General features: G+C 44.0%; 17 protein-coding genes. 8 read left to right on the forward strand and 9 right to left on the reverse strand.

Annotated elements, in window-relative coordinates:
* The first annotated feature begins 21 nt into the window (after window positions 1–21).
* Window positions 22–726, forward strand: coding sequence for a DNA alkylation repair protein (locus tag NSU15_RS07085; RefSeq protein WP_339289738.1), 705 nt, complete (start codon window positions 22–24; stop codon window positions 724–726).
* 36 nt (window positions 727–762) lie between these two features.
* Here the strand turns inward: NSU15_RS07085 and NSU15_RS07090 are convergent, their stop codons facing one another.
* The gene (locus NSU15_RS07090; protein ID WP_339289739.1) at window positions 763–1,446 is read right to left on the reverse strand and encodes a PspA/IM30 family protein; all 684 of its coding nucleotides are present in this window, start codon (window positions 1,444–1,446) and stop codon (window positions 763–765) included.
* Window positions 1,447–1,493: 47 nt separating this feature from the next.
* Window positions 1,494–1,712: a PspC domain-containing protein gene (locus NSU15_RS07095; protein ID WP_042125209.1), complete on the reverse strand. Its 219-nt coding sequence runs from the start codon at window positions 1,710–1,712 to the stop codon at window positions 1,494–1,496.
* A gap of 288 nt (window positions 1,713–2,000) precedes the next feature.
* On the opposite strand from NSU15_RS07095, the gene NSU15_RS07100 reads away from it, so the two are divergent.
* Window positions 2,001–2,414 (forward strand): zinc ribbon domain-containing protein, encoded by a 414-nt coding sequence (locus tag NSU15_RS07100; RefSeq protein WP_042125211.1) that lies wholly within the window; start codon window positions 2,001–2,003, stop codon window positions 2,412–2,414.
* A gap of 62 nt (window positions 2,415–2,476) precedes the next feature.
* Here the strand turns inward: NSU15_RS07100 and NSU15_RS07105 are convergent, their stop codons facing one another.
* Window positions 2,477–3,595: an endospore germination permease gene (locus NSU15_RS07105; protein ID WP_339289740.1), complete on the reverse strand. Its 1,119-nt coding sequence runs from the start codon at window positions 3,593–3,595 to the stop codon at window positions 2,477–2,479.
* Between the two features lie 144 nt (window positions 3,596–3,739).
* On the opposite strand from NSU15_RS07105, the gene NSU15_RS07110 reads away from it, so the two are divergent.
* The 4 genes from NSU15_RS07110 (at window position 3,740) to NSU15_RS07125 (ending at window position 8,612) form a co-directional block, all read left to right on the forward strand.
* On the forward strand, window positions 3,740–5,254 hold the full coding sequence (locus tag NSU15_RS07110; protein ID WP_339289741.1) for a spore germination protein: 1,515 nt from the start codon (window positions 3,740–3,742) through the stop codon (window positions 5,252–5,254).
* Window positions 5,251–6,474 (forward strand): Ger(x)C family spore germination protein, encoded by a 1,224-nt coding sequence (locus tag NSU15_RS07115; protein ID WP_042125215.1) that lies wholly within the window; start codon window positions 5,251–5,253, stop codon window positions 6,472–6,474. The genes NSU15_RS07110 and NSU15_RS07115 overlap by 4 nt, the downstream gene beginning before the upstream one ends.
* Before the next feature lie 538 nt (window positions 6,475–7,012).
* On the forward strand, window positions 7,013–7,786 hold the full coding sequence (locus tag NSU15_RS07120) for an SDR family NAD(P)-dependent oxidoreductase (protein ID WP_076119925.1): 774 nt from the start codon (window positions 7,013–7,015) through the stop codon (window positions 7,784–7,786).
* Window positions 7,787–8,252: 466 nt separating this feature from the next.
* Window positions 8,253–8,612 (forward strand): hypothetical protein, encoded by a 360-nt coding sequence (locus tag NSU15_RS07125; RefSeq protein ID WP_042125220.1) that lies wholly within the window; start codon window positions 8,253–8,255, stop codon window positions 8,610–8,612.
* A gap of 64 nt (window positions 8,613–8,676) precedes the next feature.
* Here NSU15_RS07125 and nrdF read toward each other — a convergent pair whose 3' ends face one another.
* Genes nrdF through nrdI form a run of 3 tightly spaced genes read right to left on the reverse strand, consistent with a single transcriptional unit; the run spans window position 8,677 to window position 12,106 of the window.
* Complete coding sequence (gene nrdF, locus NSU15_RS07130) at window positions 8,677–9,636, reverse strand: class 1b ribonucleoside-diphosphate reductase subunit beta (RefSeq protein WP_339289742.1); 960 nt, start codon at window positions 9,634–9,636, stop codon at window positions 8,677–8,679.
* A 39-nt stretch (window positions 9,637–9,675) separates the two neighbouring features.
* Window positions 9,676–11,760, reverse strand: coding sequence for a class 1b ribonucleoside-diphosphate reductase subunit alpha (gene nrdE, locus NSU15_RS07135; RefSeq protein WP_339289743.1), 2,085 nt, complete (start codon window positions 11,758–11,760; stop codon window positions 9,676–9,678).
* Window positions 11,747–12,106, reverse strand: a complete 360-nt coding sequence (gene nrdI, locus NSU15_RS07140; protein WP_042125226.1) for a class Ib ribonucleoside-diphosphate reductase assembly flavoprotein NrdI — start codon at window positions 12,104–12,106, stop codon at window positions 11,747–11,749. Before nrdI ends, nrdE begins: the two co-directional genes overlap by 14 nt.
* A 299-nt stretch (window positions 12,107–12,405) precedes the next feature.
* Here nrdI and NSU15_RS07145 point away from each other — a divergent pair, with 299 nt between their 5' ends.
* On the forward strand, window positions 12,406–13,983 hold the full coding sequence (locus NSU15_RS07145) for a sugar hydrolase (RefSeq protein ID WP_339289744.1): 1,578 nt from the start codon (window positions 12,406–12,408) through the stop codon (window positions 13,981–13,983).
* 56 nt (window positions 13,984–14,039) lie between these two features.
* Here the strand turns inward: NSU15_RS07145 and NSU15_RS07150 are convergent, their stop codons facing one another.
* Genes NSU15_RS07150 through NSU15_RS07160 form a run of 3 tightly spaced genes read right to left on the reverse strand, consistent with a single transcriptional unit; the run spans window position 14,040 to window position 18,415 of the window.
* Window positions 14,040–15,032, reverse strand: coding sequence for a helix-turn-helix domain-containing protein (locus NSU15_RS07150; protein WP_339289745.1), 993 nt, complete (start codon window positions 15,030–15,032; stop codon window positions 14,040–14,042).
* The gene (locus NSU15_RS07155; RefSeq protein ID WP_339289746.1) at window positions 15,032–16,594 is read right to left on the reverse strand and encodes a response regulator; all 1,563 of its coding nucleotides are present in this window, start codon (window positions 16,592–16,594) and stop codon (window positions 15,032–15,034) included. Before NSU15_RS07155 ends, NSU15_RS07150 begins: the two co-directional genes overlap by 1 nt.
* A gap of 27 nt (window positions 16,595–16,621) precedes the next feature.
* On the reverse strand, window positions 16,622–18,415 hold the full coding sequence (locus NSU15_RS07160) for a sensor histidine kinase (protein ID WP_339289747.1): 1,794 nt from the start codon (window positions 18,413–18,415) through the stop codon (window positions 16,622–16,624).
* 151 nt (window positions 18,416–18,566) lie between these two features.
* On the opposite strand from NSU15_RS07160, the gene NSU15_RS07165 reads away from it, so the two are divergent.
* Complete coding sequence (locus NSU15_RS07165; RefSeq protein WP_339289748.1) at window positions 18,567–19,925, forward strand: extracellular solute-binding protein; 1,359 nt, start codon at window positions 18,567–18,569, stop codon at window positions 19,923–19,925.
* The last annotated feature ends 35 nt before the right edge of the window (window positions 19,926–19,960 follow it).

Genomic DNA, 19,960 nt, shown 5'->3' on the forward strand with positions numbered 1-19,960 from the left:
TAAAAAGCAGGGAGTACTTTCATGGACAAAACAATAAAGGAACAGCTCGTGGAGTTAGCTGACGCGGACTACCAGAAGTTTTCTGCGGCTTTACTTCCCACAATCGATAATGTGATAGGGGTCAGGCTACCGGAGCTGCGTAAGCTCGCCAAAACCATTGCAAAGGGAGACTGGAGAGCTTATTTGGAGCAAGCCGAGTCTGATTATTTTGAAGAAATAATGCTGCAAGGGATGGTGCTTGGTTATGTGAAGACAGATCTTGAAGAGATTCTGCAATATATGGCGGATTTTATTCCTAAAATCGATAACTGGTCGGTATGCGATAGCTTTTGCACTGGCCTGAAGTTTACGAAAAAGAATAAAGAGCAGATGTGGGACTTTATAGTGCCTTATCTGTCATCTGAAAAAGAATATGAGATTCGATTTGCAGTAGTAATGATGTTAAATTTTTTTATCGAAGAGGCATACATCCAACGGATTCTACAACTTCTCGATAAGGTCAGACATGAAGGGTATTATGTAAAAATGGCAGTTTCTTGGGCGCTTTCAATGTGTTATGTAAAGCTGCCTGCGGCTACGATAGATTATTTGAGAACCAACAACTTAGATGATTTCACCTATAACAAGGCTTTGCAGAAAATCACAGAGTCTTATCGTGTAGATCCGGAAACGAAAAAAATGATACGCGGGATGAAGAGGAATAGAAAAAACAAGCCCCTTATGTAGCTCAGTAGCTGAGAAATAAGGGGCTTGTTAGTATATTTATTTTTTGTCAGTATTCATTTTCCGGTTGCGAATACGTTCAATTTCATCATCTACGGCACTACGAAGGTTGGGATCAATGGATGAAGCTACGCCTGCGCCTGAGTTGGATTTATACTTGGAGTTTTCCGCCAGAGCTTCCCATTCGAAAATTTTCTCTTCCATTCGTTCGAAGCCGCGTGAAGCGGTACCCACATTTGGTCCTTTTACACTGTTGCTATGAGGAGCCGAGCTTAGTGTTTCTGTAGCTTGCTGAGCGCGAGCGATAAGCTCGGTTCTTTTCGCTTTAAGATGTTCGCGTTCTTCTTTAGCTCTAGCGATATTGATCTCCAGCTCAGCCAGGGATTGCTGAGTTTGTACCTGACTATTGATACTCTCATCTAATTGTTCTGTATACCGCAGCTTGGCCATGAGTGCAAGGCGTGCTCTTTCTTCATTTCCTTGCTCAACCGCTTGAACGGCTTCAGCTTCGCTTTGCTCTATCAACTGAGTATATTCTTGCTTACGGCGTTCCAATACACTCGCTGTAACCTTTAAATCACGCTCATTGCGTTCAGCAGTAGCTATTTCGTTCTCAAGATCGCGCAGATACTGTCCTGTTAGCAGCACCGGATTTTCTAATTTATTAAGACCTTCGTGTAGGGCAGCTTTGGTAAGGGTGGAAATTCTTTTGAATAGACTCATGTTTTATCTCTCCTTAGTATGTTTGATTGTGAATGAATGACGGTCTGTTAGTAGAAATCAGGTCCATCTGAAAAGCTGCCAAAAGGTTCTTTAGGGACGATGATGCTGGCGATGATGTAAAAGATAAGGACTGTACCAAAGCTGAAAAGTGCTGCAGCAACGGTCACGAGACGGAGTACTGTGGCATCAATGCCTGACCAAAGAGCAAGTCCTCCACACAAACCACTAATTTTTTGATCACTTCTGGATCGATATAATTTTTTCATTTATTATTGTCATCCTCTCTTATGGGGGTGATTGTTATTGAATCTTGCTACCCGCTTGCTTATGTACTCATTGTAAAGTCTTTTCGAATGTGGCAAAACAGCCTGAAGACGGTTTTTGTTACCAGACTTGAGTCGAGGTTCGTTCCCGCAGGAAGGCGGGGGAACGAAGTTCAGAATTGTGGATGAACTACAAATTGTGGTTGAAGTTAAGTACAATAAAGAAAGGAATACTTGTGAAGGTGTCGAAATATGCTTATATTATGACTACTACGGAATTGGGGGCTGAATATGAGCTTTTTTAACAAGGTAAAGGCAGGCGTAAGCGAGGCTGGGAATAAAGCAAAGACAGTGGTGGAGATCAATCGATTGAAATTACAGAACAACAGCAAGCAGAATGACATTGACCAGCAGTATCAGGTTATGGGTAAACTGTTGTTTGAAGCTGTAACCCAAGGTGCAGGACCACTGCCGAGTGAGCAGATCGAGAAGAATATTTCCCGTATTCTTGAACTGAAATCGGAGATTGAGGTTAATCTTGCGCAAATCGCTGGGTTGTCCGATGTGAAGCAATGTAAAGCATGCGGTGGCAATGTGGCAATTGAGGCTCGGTTTTGCCCGAGCTGTGGATCAACTTTTGAAGTAGCTCAAGAGCCAATTCGGGATGTAACACCATCGTCGATTACTTTGGATAAGAAGGAATAACCTTACTGCGTGTAAGAAATTCATGAGCAAAAGGACAGCCCAATAGCTGTCCTTTTTTTATTTTAGGGAGAGAGGTTATTTAACTTGGCAGCATGACGTTTCTTGAAATGATACACAATAAGCAACATAAGCGGTAGAACAAATGCACAGGTGAAATCCCAATCTACCCAGTAGGTGGGAATTTCCTTTACATAGAAAATGATGTCTTTAGCAATCAGTTGTGACATTCCAAATAACAAAAATCCAGTGGGTATGATCAGAGGACGGTGACTTTTGAGTTTAAATAATTGGGCTGTACCTAAAGTTAAAGCATAGTAATAAATGGCAGTTTTGAAGTATGTGCTGATAATCCATGTTGTAGCCATAAGCGCCTCGATACGTTGCAGAGAATTTGCAATATTAATTTTTTGAGCAAGAATGTATGCGGCATAAAATTGATGTTCAGAAGCGTAAACACCAAGAACGGTAAGTGAAAAAAATAAGATGAGGTTAAGTCCCAGAGCTCCGATGATCAGGGCTATGAAAATATCCCGGCTTGTTTTGCTATTCTTCTGAGCATAAGGATATATCATAAGAAACACGCACAATTCGCCAAAAGGATAAAAAACACCATACATCAAAGTATGGAGCATATCCGGTACTGGTGTGTTCATGATGGGGTATAAACGCTCCATTCTGACATCGGGCGTCAGCAGAAGCAGAAGACCGATCAAAAAAACTGCAAATAAAGGGAAAAAAAGCTGAGCTGCCCGCCCCAATGTTTCTAGGCCAAGTCTTACGCCATATACCAGTAGGAAAATAGCCATGAAACGGATAACCCCGCCAGGTGTTTTCTCGTATATCTGTGTACACATGAAATCCTCAATTTCTCTTATGTAAGTGGATGCGGCAATCAGGAAGAACACTAGATAGAACAAGGCTACAGCAGTTCCAACCCACTTTCCTAAAATTTGTAGGCTAAGCTCGATAATATTCTTGTTGGGTTCAATATTTGCTAAGTAAAGTAACAGTTTTATGCTCGCAAGACCCAAGGGAATACTAATCAAAGCAGCGATCCATGCATCTTGTTTCGCTCCTGCTACCATTAATGCCGGATACACAAGCGCCATATCCCCAATAAATGTGAATAGCCCGAGTATAATCATTTGATTGGTACTAATTCTATCTTTCTCCAAACTCATATACCCCCTCAAATTTATTGGACTAGTTTTAGTATGGTTGTAGATACCAGAATTATGCCAACCCGATTTTTATTCCGGAGGAATAATTATCATAATTAACATCAAACTATACTCATCTATCTATAGAGAAGTGGAGGCTGCATCATGAAGAGTTCGGAGACTGGCAGACTATCAAACCGATTGAAAACCAATATTGATCAGTTGTACGGATTGCTGGGCGGAAGTTCTGATGTAGTGATAAAAGAGTTACAGATAGAAGAAAATACTCATATTTCTTTGGTTTACATAGATGGTCTTGTGGATACTCAGGTTCTGCATAATTCAATTTTGTATTCTTTGCAGGAACATATTCCTTATGAACAGCTAGGGAAGCTTGAGCCCGAGCAGAAAATTGAGATCATTAAGAAACAAATATTAATAGCTGGTGATCTAACCGTCATCGTTGATTTCAGCCAATTTGTACACGAATTATTGTCCGGTAGTATAATGCTGTTGCTCGATGGGACATCCACCACTCTCCGGATCGGTTTACCTGGCTGGGAAGATCGTAATGTAGGGGAGCCTAGCTCACAAACGGTTGTTCGGGGACCCATGGAAGGATTCACTGAGAATTTGCGGACGAATACGGCACTGATTCGGCGGAAAATCAAAGATAGCCATTTATGGCTGGAAACCGTCCAGATCGGAAGGGTGACTCAAACCAGCGTATCTATTATGTATCTAAGCAACATCGCGAATAAGGATTTGGTGCAAGAAGTAAAACGCCGTCTGAATAAAATTGATACGGATAGTATCCTCGAGAGTGGATATATTGAAGAGTTTATTCAAGAGACGGCAGTGACACCTTTTCCTACCGTATACAACAGTGATCGTCCGGATACAATTGCAGCGGGTATCTTGGAAGGAAAAGTGGCTATTCTTGTCGATGGAACTCCTTTTGTGCTGCTGGTTCCCACATTTTTTGTAGCGTTTTTCCAGTCTGCCGAGGATTATTACCAAAGGGCTGATATTGGAACTTTGCTGAGATTAGTTCGTTTTATTTCATTTTTTATTACTTTGCTAGCTCCCTCATTATATGTTGCAATTACTACGTATCATCAGGAGATGATACCGACCAATCTTGTAATTAGTTTAGCTGCCCAGCGGGAGAGTGTTCCTTTTCCTGCTTTTGTCGAGGCGCTGATCATGGAAATGACATATGAGATTTTGCGGGAGGCTGGGGTTCGGATACCCAAAAACATTGGACAGGCGATATCCATTGTCGGAACGTTGGTGATTGGGCAAGCCGCAGTTGCAGCGGGTTTTATTTCTTCTGCAATGGTCATTATTGTATCGCTCACAGCGATTTCTAGTTTTGTTATTCCGGAGACAGGAATGTCTATAGCTGCCCGGATGATCCGTTTTGTGCTAATAGGTTTGGCCGGATTTATCGGATTATATGGGATTCTATTCGGTATTTTTATCATCGTGTTGCATTTATCGAGCTTGCGTTCTTTCGGAATGCCTTATATGAGTCCGCTTGGGCCTTATAATTCCAAAGACTTAAAGGATTCTATCTTTCGCTTTCCGTGGCCTTTACTAAAGACAAGACCCGTCGAAAACAAGACGCAGAACCTATTTCGTCAAAGTAGAACCAGTGATGAGGAATCAAAAAAATGAATAAAAAATTAGTTAGAGGCGTTCTCCAATTGATGATAGCTCTCCAATTTACGTTGGTGCTAAGTGGTTGTTGGGAAAGGAAGGAGCTGAATGAAGTAGCCTTTGTACTGGGGATAGGGATTGACAAGGCTGAAAAGGGTTATACAGTTTCGATGCAGGTCGTTATTCCGTCTGCGATTTCCTCACAATCGACTGGAGGAGGGGGAGGCACTGGAGTCCCTGTGGTTGTTTATAAATTCACGGTACCTACGTTTTATGATGCACAGCGTATGTTGAATCTGGATAGTTCCAGGACAAGTTATCTTGGTCATATCCGGGTGTTGGTTATTGGGGAGGAGCTTGCCCGCTCTGGAGTGGGCGAGATACTGGATGTATTTAAAAGAAGTCGGGAACCACGTATGGATTTCTACGTTTTGGTTGCCAGAGGTACTACTGCCAGTGATGTCTTGAATGTCCTTACACCTATGGATAAATTACCAGCGAACAAATTATTTAGTTCCCTAGATAATTCTTATAAAGATTCAGCAAAAACAGTCGCCGTCACACTAGATGATTTTATTGAAAATTTATTGTCTCAAGGTGAAAATCCTGTACTGACCGGAGTGGAAGTGATGGGAAATCCAAAAGATGGGGAAGAAAAAAGCAATGTAGAGCGAACGATGCCAAAGGCGAGATTGGAATACCATACTGTGGCTGTGTTCAGAAAAGACAAACTGATCGGTTGGCTAAACGAGGGTGAAACGATCGGTTACAATTATATCAACGATAAGGTAACCGCACATTCTGGCCCGATAGCAGGAGAAGACGGAAAGCCCATTGTTATCGAAGCGATCCAAGCTTCAACCAAGCGCAAAGTGAAAATTATTGATGGGGAGCCGCATATTTACCTTAATGTTAAGGCGCTTTGCAATATTGAAGAAGTGCATAGTACAGAGAATTTGGAATCGGAAAGCACCATAAGACGTTTGGAAAAGGAAACAGAGGAACGGATTGTAGAGCGGATGCAATACACTGTGGAGCAAGTAAATAATCGCTTCAACGTTGATATTATGGGATTTGGACAATCGATCTATCATGACAGCCCTAAAGCATGGGCCAAGCTACAGCACAAGAAGGGCGGAGATTACCTTAAATCCTTGCCCATCCATTATAGTGCCTCAGTAGTTATTAACCGCGTTGGTCTAACCGATAATTCTTTTCTTGAACAAATCAAGGAGTGAGAGAAATGGTATTACTGTTTTTTTTGGTGATTGCTATAGGTTGTATGGCACTTGATTTACCTAAGTTAATTCGAAAGCGCCGAGTACGTGATCTTAGCATATACTTTATAGTTTGGATTTTGGGTCTTGGCGCGACCTTCTGTTCGTTGTTGAAATTGAACATCCCCAGTCCGTTGTTTCTAATTATTTTTATCTATAAGCCAATAAATAATTTATTTGGAATATGGTTTCATTAACAACGACGGATTTACAAATTATCAAACCCCTTAGAATAAGCATTGGATAAAACTTCTGGTTTATCTGATGAATTCTAAGGGGTGTATTTTTTATGACGATTAAAAATAAATTCTCAATTGTTGTAAAAGTAGATTAAAATATTGATTGCTATATACAATTAAATACAATAAAGTTGTCATATAGAGGATAATTTTGTCGATTTTTCTGCAAAAATGTTCCAATTCATATTGAATCAGGCGATATTAGGGTCTATGAGGTTCGAATCCTCCTCCTGAAAAAGACATAAGAAAGTGGTGCACTTATGAGTATCAACAGATTTGAGAACAAAGTAGTTATTATTACAGGTGCAGGTACCGGAATCGGAAAAGCTACAGCCTTAAGAGTAGCAAGAGAGGGCGGTACTGTAGTAGTTGCCAATCGATCAGATGCCGGCGCTAACACAGTTGAGGAAATTAAGGCTCTAGGTGGGGAAGCGATGTTTGTTCGGTCAGATGTTTCTCTCGAAGCAGACTGCAAAAATATCGTAGATCAAACATTAGCAGCTTATGGAAAAATTGATTGCCTATATAATAACTCAGCAATTACAGGAGACAATACGGATGTTATAGACTATGATCCGTTGTTGTTTCAAAAAGTGATTCAGACAAATCTCACTAGCCAATTCTACATGTTGCATTATACATTACCTCATATGAAATCTGGAGCTTCCGTTCTAAACTGCTCCTCTTTGCATGGTATTTTTATCGGGATGGCCAACGATGCAGCTTATTCAGCAAGTAAACATGCTATTGTGGGGATGACTAAATCGGTTGCCAAAGAAGTGGGTCACCGTAACATTAGAGTAAATGCCCTTTGCCCAGGACCTATCCCTACACCAACCATGAACAGATATGAAAAGCTGTTGTCTGATGATGTAGAGATGCTTCAATCTCTTATCGCTTCTGGAACGGCTCTGGGTAGATACGGTACGCCTGAGGAAGTAGCTGCGTTTGCATGCTTCCTACTAAGTGATGAGGCTTCGTTTATTACAGGTACAGCACATGTGATTGACGGGGGCTATTCCGCAACAAAGTAATTCCGGATTGTTTACTTATATAACAACTAAAATATAGTATTAGAGGCTTTGCGGCGTATTCTGATTCCAAAAACCTGAAGGATGACTGGATTGGAATCGGAAGTCGCACGCAGAGCCTTTTTTAGTTGTCTAAAAAAACAGATTCTTCGTATGTTGGCAAATTGAATGGTTGCAAGAGACAGCAGATACACAAAAATGAATGAATTAAGGAAAATATGACCATGAATATGTTGGAATTTGTAGAAAATTGTATTTTAATATAAATAAAAAAAGAAATTTGTCGATAATAATATAGGTAATATGTATTAGTTAATATTCTAGAAAGGGTGTTGTTATAAAAACAATACAGGAAGTAGATGTCGTCGCCCTGAAAAAGCATGGGGCGGGTATTTTTTGTCTGTGAAGTTACATACATTTCATCTCTATTATTAAAAAAATAACGTTAAAACTTGGAGGAAAAATAATTATGCCATACACAATTAAGTACAACCAAAATGAGAACCATATCGATGTAGTATCTATCGATTTTTCAGCTGAAGATGTTCAAGGATACCTGAAAGATTTTGAAAATATCATGAAGCTTGTTAAACCTAAATTTACAGGAACAACTGATGTAACTGATTCTAAAAGTGTACTTACTCCTGAGGTTGCAGCTATGCTAGCCCCTACAGGTGCGATGGCGAGTGAAGCTGGTCAAGCAGGATGGGCCTATGTAACTAAAAACCCAATTTGGAAGATGCAATTGAAACGTATTTTTGGTAGAGATTTTGCAGATGCTTACGATACCTACGAAGAAGCTAGAACATACCTGAAAAGCTTGCAATAATCTAATATTACAGTTAGCAAAAAGTGCGGAGAATGTTCTCCGCACTTTTTTGCTTTATCTATATTTAAAATTGAAAATCTTCATCCTTTAGCGGCTCCACGTTAAGCGCCCGGACATATCCGTTGCCTTTTTTCGAGAAGAAGTCATGCTGCTTAGTGTGGGTACTGATACCATTCTGAACAATCGGGTTGATCTCTTCCTCGTCGAATAGCGGATCATGGCCCAGATTCATCATAGCTTTATTGGCATTGTATCTAAGGAAGGTCTTAACCTCTTCCACTAGTCCGATGGGAGCATAGATCTGCTCGGTATAACGTTCTTCATTCTCATGCAGCAGTCTAAGGAGGTCAACGAGCTGCTGGTGAAGCACGCGTTGCTCGTCCTCTGGAAGCCCGTCAAAGATCTCCTGCGCCAGTACACCGACATATACCCCATGGATGCTCTCATCCCGAAGAATAAGGTCGATAATCTCACCGCTGCAAGTCATTTTGCCCTGGCCGGCCAGATAAAGCGGGTAGAAGAAGCCGCTATAGAACAAGTAGCTCTCGAGCAGCACGGAGGCTGCCATAGCAAGGTATAGGTCTTTGGGTGAGTCTATTTTTTTGTAATATTGCGATATCGTCTCCGCTTTGAACTGCAGGTATGGGTTCTCTTCTACCCAGCTGAATACACTGTCAATCTCCTCCGTGGAGGACAAAGTGGTGAAAATGCTGCTGTACGATTTGGCGTGAATCTGTTCCATCATGCCCATAAAGCCAAGCACAGCCTTGCGCTGAAGGCCTTCGACATGCTCCATAATCTGCGGCATACCTACTCCGCCTTGAATCGTATCCAGCAGTGTCAGGCCGCCGAGCACTTTCATATAGGAGTCCTTTTCTTGCTCACTAAGCGTGAGCCAGGACATTTTATCATCGGATAATGGAATTTCATCGTCCGTCCAGAATTGCATAATGTTCTGATTCCAGAACATCAATGAGAAATCGTCGTCGGGACGGTTCCAGTTTACGGCTTGGATAGCGGTCATAATATGGCAATCTCCTTTTCTGCGGCTATAGCCTTCCAGTTAGATCGAGCAGGTGAGGCATTCCTCGACGGACAGCTTTTTGGTCCGGGTGTAATACAGCGACTTCAGGCCTTTATGCGCCGCATACAGATAGGAGCGGGCCAGTTCTCTGGTTGATACATCGCTGTTCACATGCAGAACAGTCGAGATGCCCTGGTCGATATGGGGCTGAATTTCCGCGATCAGATCGATCACCTTGAACTGATCCATTTGGTAAGCCGATTTATAGAAAAATACATTATCCGGACGCAGGTACGGCATCGGATAGTAAGTCGTTGAATTGGCATATGTCCGTGTTTCAATCTGCTCTACAATAGGCATAACGCTTGAAGTGGCATTTTGAATATAGGAAATGCTGGCTGTTGGCGCAATTGCCAATCGGTAAGCATGGTACAGGCCATTTGCTTTTACTGCATCCCGCAGTTGTTCCCAGTCCGAAGGGGATGGGATGAAAATATCTCCGAACAGCTCTTGTACTCTTGGCGTTACAGGGCGGTAATCTGTTGTCAGATAACGCTCGAAATAAGCTCCTGTAGCATAATCAGAGGCCTCAAATCCATGGAAAGAGTGGCCGCTTGCGGCAGCGATCTCCATGCTTTTCTCCAGGGAATGGTAGTTCATGGTCATGAAAAAGGTCCGGGCAAAATCGCGAGCCTGTTCGCTCTCATAAGCAATCTTGTTCTTGGTCAGATAGCCGTGAAGATTCATCACGCCAAGTCCGACCGAGTGCATCTCTTTATTGGCCTTGGCTACGCCTGGGGCATTGGAGATGCTGGTCATATCGCTGACAGCGGTCAGGGCGATCATACCTTCATGTACCGATTCACGGATTTTGCCATGCTCCATCACGTTGACAATGTTCAAAGAAGCCAGATTGCAGCTTACATCACGGCGGATGGTATCCTCCTGCCCGTAATCATTAATCTCTGAAGTCTCTTGCAGCTGGAAAATTTCCGTGCAGAGGTTGGACATTTTGATCTGTCCGACATTGTTCAGGGCATGGGCCGCATTGGCATTGCTCTTGTTCATAATATATGGATAGCCAGATTCCAGCTGGATCATGGCGATTTTGGTCAGCATATCCCGCGCGCTCATAGCTTTTCTCTTTTTGACACGAGGATCGGCTAACAGCTTATCGTACATATCATCCAAATCCATGTCATCAAGATGCGTGCCGTAGGCCTTGTACACACTGTAAGGGGCAAATACATGCAGCGGTTCATTGTCCTTCGCCAGTTTATAGAAGCGATTTGGAATAATCAGGCCGATGGACAGGGTTTTGAGCCTTGTTTTTTCGTCGGCGTTGATCTTCTTGCTGTCGAGAAATTCAAGAACATCCCAGCCAAAAATGTTGTAGTAGGCGGCTCCAGAGCCTTTACGTTGACCCATCTGGTCAGCATAGGAGAAGCCGTCTTCCATCAGCTTGAGCACAGGTATAATGCCCTTAGCCGCATCCTCGACACCCTTGATGGTCTCTCCGCGGGAACGGAGCTTGGACAGGTTGACAGCCACGCCACCGCCGATCTTCGATAGCTGCATGCAGGTATTGAGCACATAGTTGATCGAATTAAGCGAGTCGTCCATTTCGATCAGGAAGCAGGAGACAAGCTCACCGCGCCGGCTCTTGCCCGCATTCAAGAAGGTAGGCGTCGCTGGCTGCAGGCGCTGCTCCATCATCGAACGGGCAAGCATGCCGGCAGTAGCGGCGTTACCGCGTCCTAGGTGAAGGGCAACTGCCGCCACACGGTCCGGATAATGCTCCAGATATTGCTTGCGGTCATTGCTTTTTACAGCGTAATCCGTATAGAACTTCGAAGCTGCCATATAGGATGGAAAGCTGAAGTTGTAAGAATGGGTAATTTGGTAGACTTCTTCAATCTCAGTTAAGCTGTACTGTTCGTAAAAATTTTCGTAGAAATCCTGTTCAATCATATAATCAACCTTGGCTTTTGTATTCTCAAAAACCAAGCTCCGCCGTTCTACATCCCGCATAAATTCGGCTACTGCCTCAAGGTCTTTATCCAATTGAAAGAAACCAGTTTCGTCTCTCTTCATCAACATGTTGTTTAGTTCAATATGCCGCAACTCGGCTCACCTCCTGTTTAATTCGTTCTACATCGCCAAATGTGCCCGATAGCTCAAATTTACCGATAACCGGTACGTTGTACCGATCTGCAATCAAGTCTGCGCTATGCGCGAACAGCTCGCCCCAGTTCTTGTTGCCGCTGGCGGCGATGCCTTTCAAATTGGAATAATTGTTCTTCAAAAAAATAGACACCTTCTCTGGAATCTGTCCAAAGCCGGTGGTATATGTAATAAGCACGTAGGGCTCATCAATGGTCATATGCTCTTCAATCTGCACAGCGGGCAGCTTAAGCTTACCAATGAAGCGTTTGACGTTTCCCGTTTTCGAATCGTATGCGACTAGCATGGAGTCTCTCCCCCTGTATATATTAAACCTAATTTAAATACTGTAAAGATTGAATAGATAAGCTATAAATACTGGAAAATCATATGAATACTATATTTAGTGTGCGTTGTTTATTTTAATCACTATATGTTGAAAAGTCAACATGAAAAGTACATCCTTACTAGTGGAAGTTGTCTAGCAATGCTAAGTCGAACAGACCTGTAATAAGAGTAAGATTACCTGTATTCACTGCATGTTCAGGCAAGTGGAATTGAGGTTTACTAGAGGGGGAATAAGACAAACGAAGGAGGAGATTGGTTATGACTCAAGCGATGCAGCGCCAGCAAGCAGTAACTATCCATAAAAATGAGGCATTTGCTTTAACCGCAGAGCAGCTTCTGCCGAAGCTTATTTACCGAAAATGTTCACCGAAGCAGATGGTCCGGGTTGTAAAGAGTGAACTAGCGGTGCATGGTTGGCAAATTGAGACGATTCAAAATGCGGAGACCCTTTCTTCCATTGTATTTGGGAAGGGGGAGGAGGTTATTCTGGATTTCGGAGAACATCTGGTTGGACGGTTGACGATACAGATCATTCCTATAGGCAGCCCTCCGGATGCTCCGCTGCATCTGCAGATCACCCTCGGAGAAATGCCGGTGGAGATGGCTGAACCTTTCTCGGAGTATGACGGCTGGCTTAGCAGCTCATGGCTGCAGGAAGAGCGGGTTCATCTGGATGTGCTTCCTGCATCACTAAATCTGGAGCGTAGATACAGCTTTCGGTATGTAAAGCTTAAAGTTCTTGATACGTCACCAAAATATAAAGTATCCTTTGCCGAAATCAGCTGTACAGCAGAAACCTCAGCTGACCGCTCTTTTCTGGCTCCGCTGGACCACCTGGATGCCGAACTGCAGGCCATTGATGGGGTCAGTGTGAAGACCCTCGAAGAATGTATGCAGGAGGTCTTCGAAGACGGGCCTAAGCGGGACCGCAGACTGTGGCTTGGGGATCTGCGGCTACAGGCGCTGGCCAATTACGAAACATTCTCGGGTAACGATTTGGTTAAGCGATGCCTATACTTGTTTGCAGCTTATCCTGATGAGCGGGGACGGATCACAGCCAACTTGTTCATGAAACCCTATGTGATCCCTGACGATACGTATCTCTATGATTATTCACTCTTTTTTGTATCTACTCTGTGCGATTATTTCTTGGCTACAGATGACCGGAATACGTTGGAAGAGCTGTGGCCGTCTGCTTATCGGCAGATAGAATTAGCCTTAGAGCGATTGGATGAGCGTGGCATTGTGACCGACGATGAGACTTGGTGGGCTTTTATTGACTGGCATCCGGCTCTGAACAAACAGGCTCCGGCGCAGGCCATCTTAATCTATAACTTGAAATGCGCTCTGGAGCTGGCTGTTCTTCTCGGAGATGAACGACAGGATGGTTTGCGGCAGACGATTGAACAGCTTACGCAAGCCACTTTGGAACACTTATGGGACTCTGAATTAAGCTATTTCGTCAGCGGGGACATTAGGCAGGTTTCGTGGGCTTCTCAAATTTGGATGGTGCTTGCTGGAGTTGTTGAAGAAGAGGAGCGTGGGAAGGAAATATTGCTCAGGCTTCAGCAGGATTCGTCTCCCATTCCGATGACCACACCCTATATGGTTCACCATTTCATTGAGGCACTGATCCAGGTAGGTGACAGAGACAACGCCATTTCGGAGATCAAGAAGTATTGGGGGCAGATGATTAAAGACGGGGCTGATACGTTCTGGGAGCTGTATAATCCAAGCGATAAGAGCTTTTCACCCTATGGCAGTCATTTGATTAACAGCTATTGTCATGCCTGGAGCTGCACACCAACGTATCTGATCCGCAAATATCAATTATAAACAGATGCATAATCGTTAGCGGCCAGAACAACCTGAGCACCGTTGCAAGTGGTCTCTCAGGTTGTTTGATTCTGCTTGCGGTACAAAAGCGGAGTAACTTCGTATCGTTCCGCGAATTTTTTGTAGAAGAAGCTGAGACTCTCATATCCGCATTCTCCCGCTATATCTCCAATCGGTCGATCACTGTTAGCGAGTAGGAGAGCGGCATAAGCCATGCGATGCTCCTGTACCAGTTCACCGAACGTTTTGCCCGTGCTTTTCTTAAGTAGATTGCTCAGGTAATTAGGATTGAAATTAAAGCGCGCGGCCAAATCCTTTAAGGAGCAGTCATTAAAATGGCGCTCCAAATACTGTAGAATTTCAAGTAGATCGCTCCGTTTAGTGGTAGGTAATCCACTGGATACGCTGTCCTGGTTTAGAACCCGCATGAGCTCTGTAAACACGAGGATCATATAACCGTTGATCATGTCCGTGGAAAAATCACGGGGATCAAAATACTCGCACATCATGCTAGCGAGGATATGGTGCAGGTTATGACAGCTATCTGATCGGAAGACGAGGTAACGGTCATGGGCTGCGGCGGGAGATTGGGCGTTGATCAGAAAATCGCTTAATCTTCCGTCAGATCCTAGCCGGGTCAGAAATGCCGCGTTCAGCGTTTCCTTTCGCATTAAAATATTGATTAGGATATCGTCTTCATCAAGTGTAGAAATCGAATGGGGCACATCCGTATCCAGCAAGCAAATCTGGCCTTGACTCAGTTCTACGACGGACCCGCCAATGATCTGCCGGCAACGTCCTGAGTACATATAATTGAGCTCAATAAATGTATGCGTATGCTCCGGCATATCGGCGAACCGGTGATGCTTGCTGATATGGTAATCGCCTTGACTAAAAAAATGATGTACCGGCAGACGAGGAACCCGTTCTCCGTGAGGCAGGATCAATTCTTTGCCGCCAAATTCATTAATGTTTTGGCGGGTGTACTGCTGTTTGGCTTCAATTACATCAAGGCGGCGCAGGTATTGATCAAGTTCCTTATGATCCATTAGCCTGCCCCCTCTTTTTCAGCATCGCTTAACTTTCGGTATTCCTCCGGTGTGAATCCGGTCATTTTCTTGAACAGCCGGAAAAAATATTTGGTGTTATCGATCCCAAGGCTCTTGGCAATCTTATAAATTTTCTCATCACTGGTGCGAAGCAGCAGCTTGGCACGTTCGATACGCTCTTTGTTAACATAATCAATCAGATTTTCGCCCGTCTTTTCCTTAAACAGGTGGCTGAGATAGCTCGGACTGATATAGAACAGATTCGATAAATGCTCTAGTGTGAGAGATGAGCAAATGTTTTTGCGGATATATACCTTCACATTGTCAATGACGTTGGGAGAGGAATAGACCGATTGTTCCTTCAGCAGTTCCGCTATGGAGGTCAGCACGGTCAGGAAATATCCCCGGATTTCTTCTGCATCAAATGAAATACTTAGTACGCCTTCAAGGCTGGATGAGGTATGTTGTCCGTTCTCCACAGGAAAATAGACGGAGACCAAGGTTTTGACCTCTGTGATGATGGCTCGGCAATTCTCTTTCAACTGATGGATTGTCGCTGCGGGCTGCCCTCGATAATAGTCAAAATAGTCATGAACCCGTTCTTTCACTTTATCGATGTTTCCAGATTCGATGAAAAAGATGAGGTCCCGACTGCCTTCCCACATTTCCGGCCCAGCCTGGTAACTACCCGGGCGGTAGAGAAAAAACTGTCCCTGGTCGGCGATTGCACGACAGTTTAATGCGGATATCGATTCCTGGCGTGCCTGCGGAAGATCCTTCAGATCGTTTTTAATCCCACTTATGCCGATGCAAGCTTGGGGTCCGGTTTCTTCGATCAATTGTTTGGCTTCGTAAGAAGTCAGTTCCAGCACCTTGGAATCGCTGAGTGATGCATCACATAGCTGGAGTGAAAAGGCGAGTTTCCTGCTCTGTGGATGGGGAAGAAAGATACTAGTATTCTCCAGATAGGGCTCTTGGGCAGCTAAATCTTCCGGATTATAGAGCGTCAAAAGGATCATTTGTCGGGATGACATCAGATTGAGCAATGGGGCTGATCGGAAGCTAGGCGGCTTCTCAGCCGGGTAGAAGCCGGCAAGGTATTGAAGAAGGGCCTGCAAATCTCCCTGTAGGCTTAGCTGCTCCGCTTCTTTGGTTATATTCAGAGTTTCCGCCTTAGCGGACTGCTCACTCTCTATGGCGGTTATCGCTTTGGCAATCGCCTGGTGGATCTCGTCTTTGCTGAACGGCTTTAGTAAATAGTGGACTACTCTGGCTGAGATCGCTTCTTGCATATATTCAAAATCAGAAAATCCGCTGATGACGATGATTTTTTTATCGGGATAATCATTTTGCAGCTGACGAAGCAGGGATTTTCCGTCCATAACTGGCATCCGCATATCGGTGAAGATTAGATGTGGGTCCTCCGCTTGGATAAGGTCCATGGCATCCTCGCCATTGTCGGCTTCACCACTGAAGATCAATTCATTAGTCACTGCCTTGATTTTTTTCAGTAGACCCTGACGGATCAAAGGCTCATCGTCGACGATTATGAATTTGTACATGATCCAGTCTCCTTTTATCGTTTATCGTTATTTAGAGGGGAGTGTTAGGGTGATCGTCGTACCCAGCGCTGGTTCACTGGTTATGGTCAGTCCGAAATCTGAGCCGTAATACAAGGCAATACGAGAGTGGACATTCTTAATACCGATGCTCTGTCTGCTCCGGTGGCCAAGCCCCATGAATTCCGGTGGCTGATCTAGTAATGCTTGAATTTCCTTAAGCCGTTCTTCTTGGATACCTATCCCATCATCTCGGATTTCAAAAATAATCCGTTTGGTGTCAGGCTCCAGAAAGCCCTTCAGTAAGAGCATGCCATTCCCTCTTTTATTCTCCAAGCCGTGGTAGACGGCATTTTCCACTAAGGGCTGAAGGATCAGCTTGAGAATCTTCGCTTCCAGAACGGAGTCCTCCAACTCTTTAACAAAACAGATTTTGCTGCCATAGCGGATCTGCTGGATGGCCATATAATTATCGACATGCTGAATCTCGTCACGGGCAAATACTAGCTCACTGTCAGTCTTGATACTGTAGCGGAACATATCTCCCAAAGCTTTGGTCATTACAGCAATGCTTTCAACCTCTTCAATTTCAGCTATGCTGTTGATAGATTCGAGTGTATTATACAGAAAATGCGAATTAATCTGCGCTTCAAGCGCTTTCATTTGTGAATCCATCGTCAGGATTTTATTCTGATAGCTCTCTCTGACAAAGATGTCGATGTCCTGCATCATCTTGTTGTATTCCGTATACAGAAAGCCGATCTCGTCAACCCTCTTAGGTTTGATCTCGGTTGTAACGAATTTTTGTGATTTATTTTTGCGCATGATTTTGGCGAGCTGAGTAATCGGCTTAGTAATCCAATTGGACAATAGGATGGACAGCAGAATGAAAATGACCGCACAAGTAAGGGAAATATAAAGGATCAGTTTGTTGGAAATTCCGTATTTCTCATACAGCTCACTCAATGAAATATTGGCGATAACCGTCCAATGGTACACAGGGAGCCGCTGAATAACCGTCAAATTATTCTCATTGTAAAATTCCAGCTCATCGCCCTGCATCGCCTCGGTCTTACGGGTTAAATCCTCCGGCAGCCGTGAGTCTGTGTTCTGACCGGTACTGTCGTAGATAATGTTGCCATCGTCGTTGGCTAGCACAAAATAGCTCATATTAGGCACAGCATCTTGATTCAGGCCTTTGAAAATATCTAAGCTACAGTCCAGCATAAATACACCAAGGAACTGTTGAGTCTTCATATCGTAGAGCGCGCGGGAGAATACCAGGGACGGCTCAGAATTAATGATATAAGGCTTTACACCGGGCTCGCCAATATAAAGCTGACCTTTGTTGGCAATGGTCTTCTGATACCACGCATCCTGGAGTGGGACATAACCCACCTTCAGTTCCGCCGTACTGCCATAGCTGATATTTTTGCCGTCAGGAGAAAAAAGGTAGATTCCATTTACATAATCATAGCTCAGCAGCAGATTCTCGAAGATCAGCTTCAGCTTGTTTTGTATAATAAAAATGTCATAGGAATCACTGGTGCTGGCCAGTTTTTTTAGCTCGTCGCTAACGGTAGTGTATGCGGTCGCACTGGAGGTTTGCTGCTGAATGGTAAGTGAAATACGTTCAATATTCCCGAAAATATCCTCAATGCCTTTAACGGTATTATGGATGGTGTTGGAGGCAACGAGAGAGGTTTGCTGGTTGACCAGATTGGTATAGCTCCGGTAGGAGTTATACGTGACGATCACAATCGGAATGACAGATACAAGAACGAGTGCTAGAAAGAGTTTCGTTTTGATACTGGAAAATTTCATTCTCTCTCCTCCGATTTAAGCCGTTCGTAAAATAGTGCACCCTAAATGCAAAAGTAATTATACCGCTTACAAGATTAAAATAACAATACAGCAACCAACAAAAAATGGATGCCGGGAAATAGAAGTGATATGAAAACAGGGAGGTTATTCTATGAAATTACGTACTAAAAAACGGACAGGAGCCTTAATGCTAGCGCTGTTACTTGCTGTTCTAGCAGGCTGCGGCTCAGGTAACAACAGCAACACTAGTAACGCTGAAAATAGTGGAAGCGCTACAAATGCTCCAGCAGCTACAACGGACAGTGCGAAAAAGGTGACGCTGACCATGATGGTATCTGGTACCAAAGCCCCGGACGGACAGGATTTTGCACTTGATATTATGCCTAAGCTCGTTAAGGAAAAGTTTCCTAACGTTACGCTCGAAACTTCCAAGCTTCCGGATGAGCAGTATTTCACTTCGATTCGTACAAAGCTCGCTTCAGGTAAAGGGCCGGATATTTACTGGGTATTCCCAAGAAATGCATCCCTCGGTGTCCTGGACATGGCAAAGGCCGGCTATGCGGCTGATCTATCGGATTTAACCTTTTGGGATAACATCAGCCAAGGGGCGAAAGATGATATGTCTTATGAGGGTAAGCCTTATGGAATCGCTGGGGGTCTTGATTATCTAGGGGTGTATTACAATCAGGATTTGTTCAAGCAGGCGGGTGTCACAGAAATGCCGAAGAATTGGACCTCATTCCTGGAAGCTTGCCAGAAGCTGAAGGATGCGGGAATAACTCCAATCTCACTCGCGGACAAGGATCCTTGGTTCCTCCAGTTCGGGATGTATCAAATCGCAGCGAATGAGGTTTATCCGGATGAAATGGATTTCGATACCAAGCTTCAAGCGGGCGAAAAATCGTTAACAGATCCAAAGTGGGTAGCCACGATCTCCAAAATGAAGGAATTATATGACAAAGGTTATGTAGTCAAGAACTCACTTGGACTTGGAAGTGCTCAAGCGGCTCAACTGTTCGTAGATGGTAAAGCGGCTATGGTGTTTGACGGAACCTGGGATTATGCAACATTGACAGCCAAAGGTGCAGCCGACTTTACCCGTGGATTCTTCTCTCTGCCTGCTAACGATTCAGGCCAGCCCACTTATGTCTCTGCTGCCACTGCTGCTGGTTTTGCGCTTAACGCTAAATCGGAGAATCTGGACATTGCCAAGGAAGTTATGAATTACCTGTTTGATGGTCAGTCAGATTTGTTCAAGGCTTGGACCGAAGCCAACAGTTCAATCAGTGTGTATAAAGGTGTTCCGTTGAATCATGACCTGTTCAAAGAAGTTAATGATTCCTACCTGAATAATGGAAAGTCCGTATACTTCCCGAACCAAATGTGGCCAACGGGTGTAGCTGAAGAGATGGAAGCTAAGTTCGCAGAAATTATCGGCGGACGAAAGACTACGCCGGAGCAAGTTACAGAGGCTATGGACGCCAAGTTCAAGGAATTGTGGAAAAATTAAACCGGAATCACTGAAGATCGTCCCGCCAGTCCTGA

This window comes from Paenibacillus sp. FSL E2-0201, assembly GCF_037963325.1.
GTDB lineage: Bacteria > Bacillota > Bacilli > Paenibacillales > Paenibacillaceae > Paenibacillus_AQ.

Excerpts from the sequence above, each read along its gene's own strand:
- NSU15_RS07085 (WP_339289738.1), top strand. The coding sequence starts at position 22 with ATGGACAAAACAATAAAGGAACAGCTCGTGGAGTTAGCTGACGCGGAC.
- NSU15_RS07090 (WP_339289739.1), bottom strand. The coding sequence starts at position 1,446 with ATGAGTCTATTCAAAAGAATTTCCACCCTTACCAAAGCTGCCCTACAC.
- NSU15_RS07095 (WP_042125209.1), bottom strand. The coding sequence starts at position 1,712 with ATGAAAAAATTATATCGATCCAGAAGTGATCAAAAAATTAGTGGTTTG.
- NSU15_RS07100 (WP_042125211.1), top strand. The coding sequence starts at position 2,001 with ATGAGCTTTTTTAACAAGGTAAAGGCAGGCGTAAGCGAGGCTGGGAAT.
- NSU15_RS07105 (WP_339289740.1), bottom strand. The coding sequence starts at position 3,595 with ATGAGTTTGGAGAAAGATAGAATTAGTACCAATCAAATGATTATACTC.
- NSU15_RS07110 (WP_339289741.1), top strand. The coding sequence starts at position 3,740 with ATGAAGAGTTCGGAGACTGGCAGACTATCAAACCGATTGAAAACCAAT.
- NSU15_RS07115 (WP_042125215.1), top strand. The coding sequence starts at position 5,251 with ATGAATAAAAAATTAGTTAGAGGCGTTCTCCAATTGATGATAGCTCTC.
- NSU15_RS07120 (WP_076119925.1), top strand. The coding sequence starts at position 7,013 with ATGAGTATCAACAGATTTGAGAACAAAGTAGTTATTATTACAGGTGCA.
- NSU15_RS07125 (WP_042125220.1), top strand. The coding sequence starts at position 8,253 with ATGCCATACACAATTAAGTACAACCAAAATGAGAACCATATCGATGTA.
- nrdF (WP_339289742.1), bottom strand. The coding sequence starts at position 9,636 with ATGACCGCTATCCAAGCCGTAAACTGGAACCGTCCCGACGACGATTTC.
- nrdI (WP_042125226.1), bottom strand. The coding sequence starts at position 12,106 with ATGCTAGTCGCATACGATTCGAAAACGGGAAACGTCAAACGCTTCATT.
- NSU15_RS07145 (WP_339289744.1), top strand. The coding sequence starts at position 12,406 with ATGACTCAAGCGATGCAGCGCCAGCAAGCAGTAACTATCCATAAAAAT.
- NSU15_RS07150 (WP_339289745.1), bottom strand. The coding sequence starts at position 15,032 with ATGGATCATAAGGAACTTGATCAATACCTGCGCCGCCTTGATGTAATT.
- NSU15_RS07155 (WP_339289746.1), bottom strand. The coding sequence starts at position 16,594 with ATGTACAAATTCATAATCGTCGACGATGAGCCTTTGATCCGTCAGGGT.
- NSU15_RS07160 (WP_339289747.1), bottom strand. The coding sequence starts at position 18,415 with ATGAAATTTTCCAGTATCAAAACGAAACTCTTTCTAGCACTCGTTCTT.
- NSU15_RS07165 (WP_339289748.1), top strand. The coding sequence starts at position 18,567 with ATGAAATTACGTACTAAAAAACGGACAGGAGCCTTAATGCTAGCGCTG.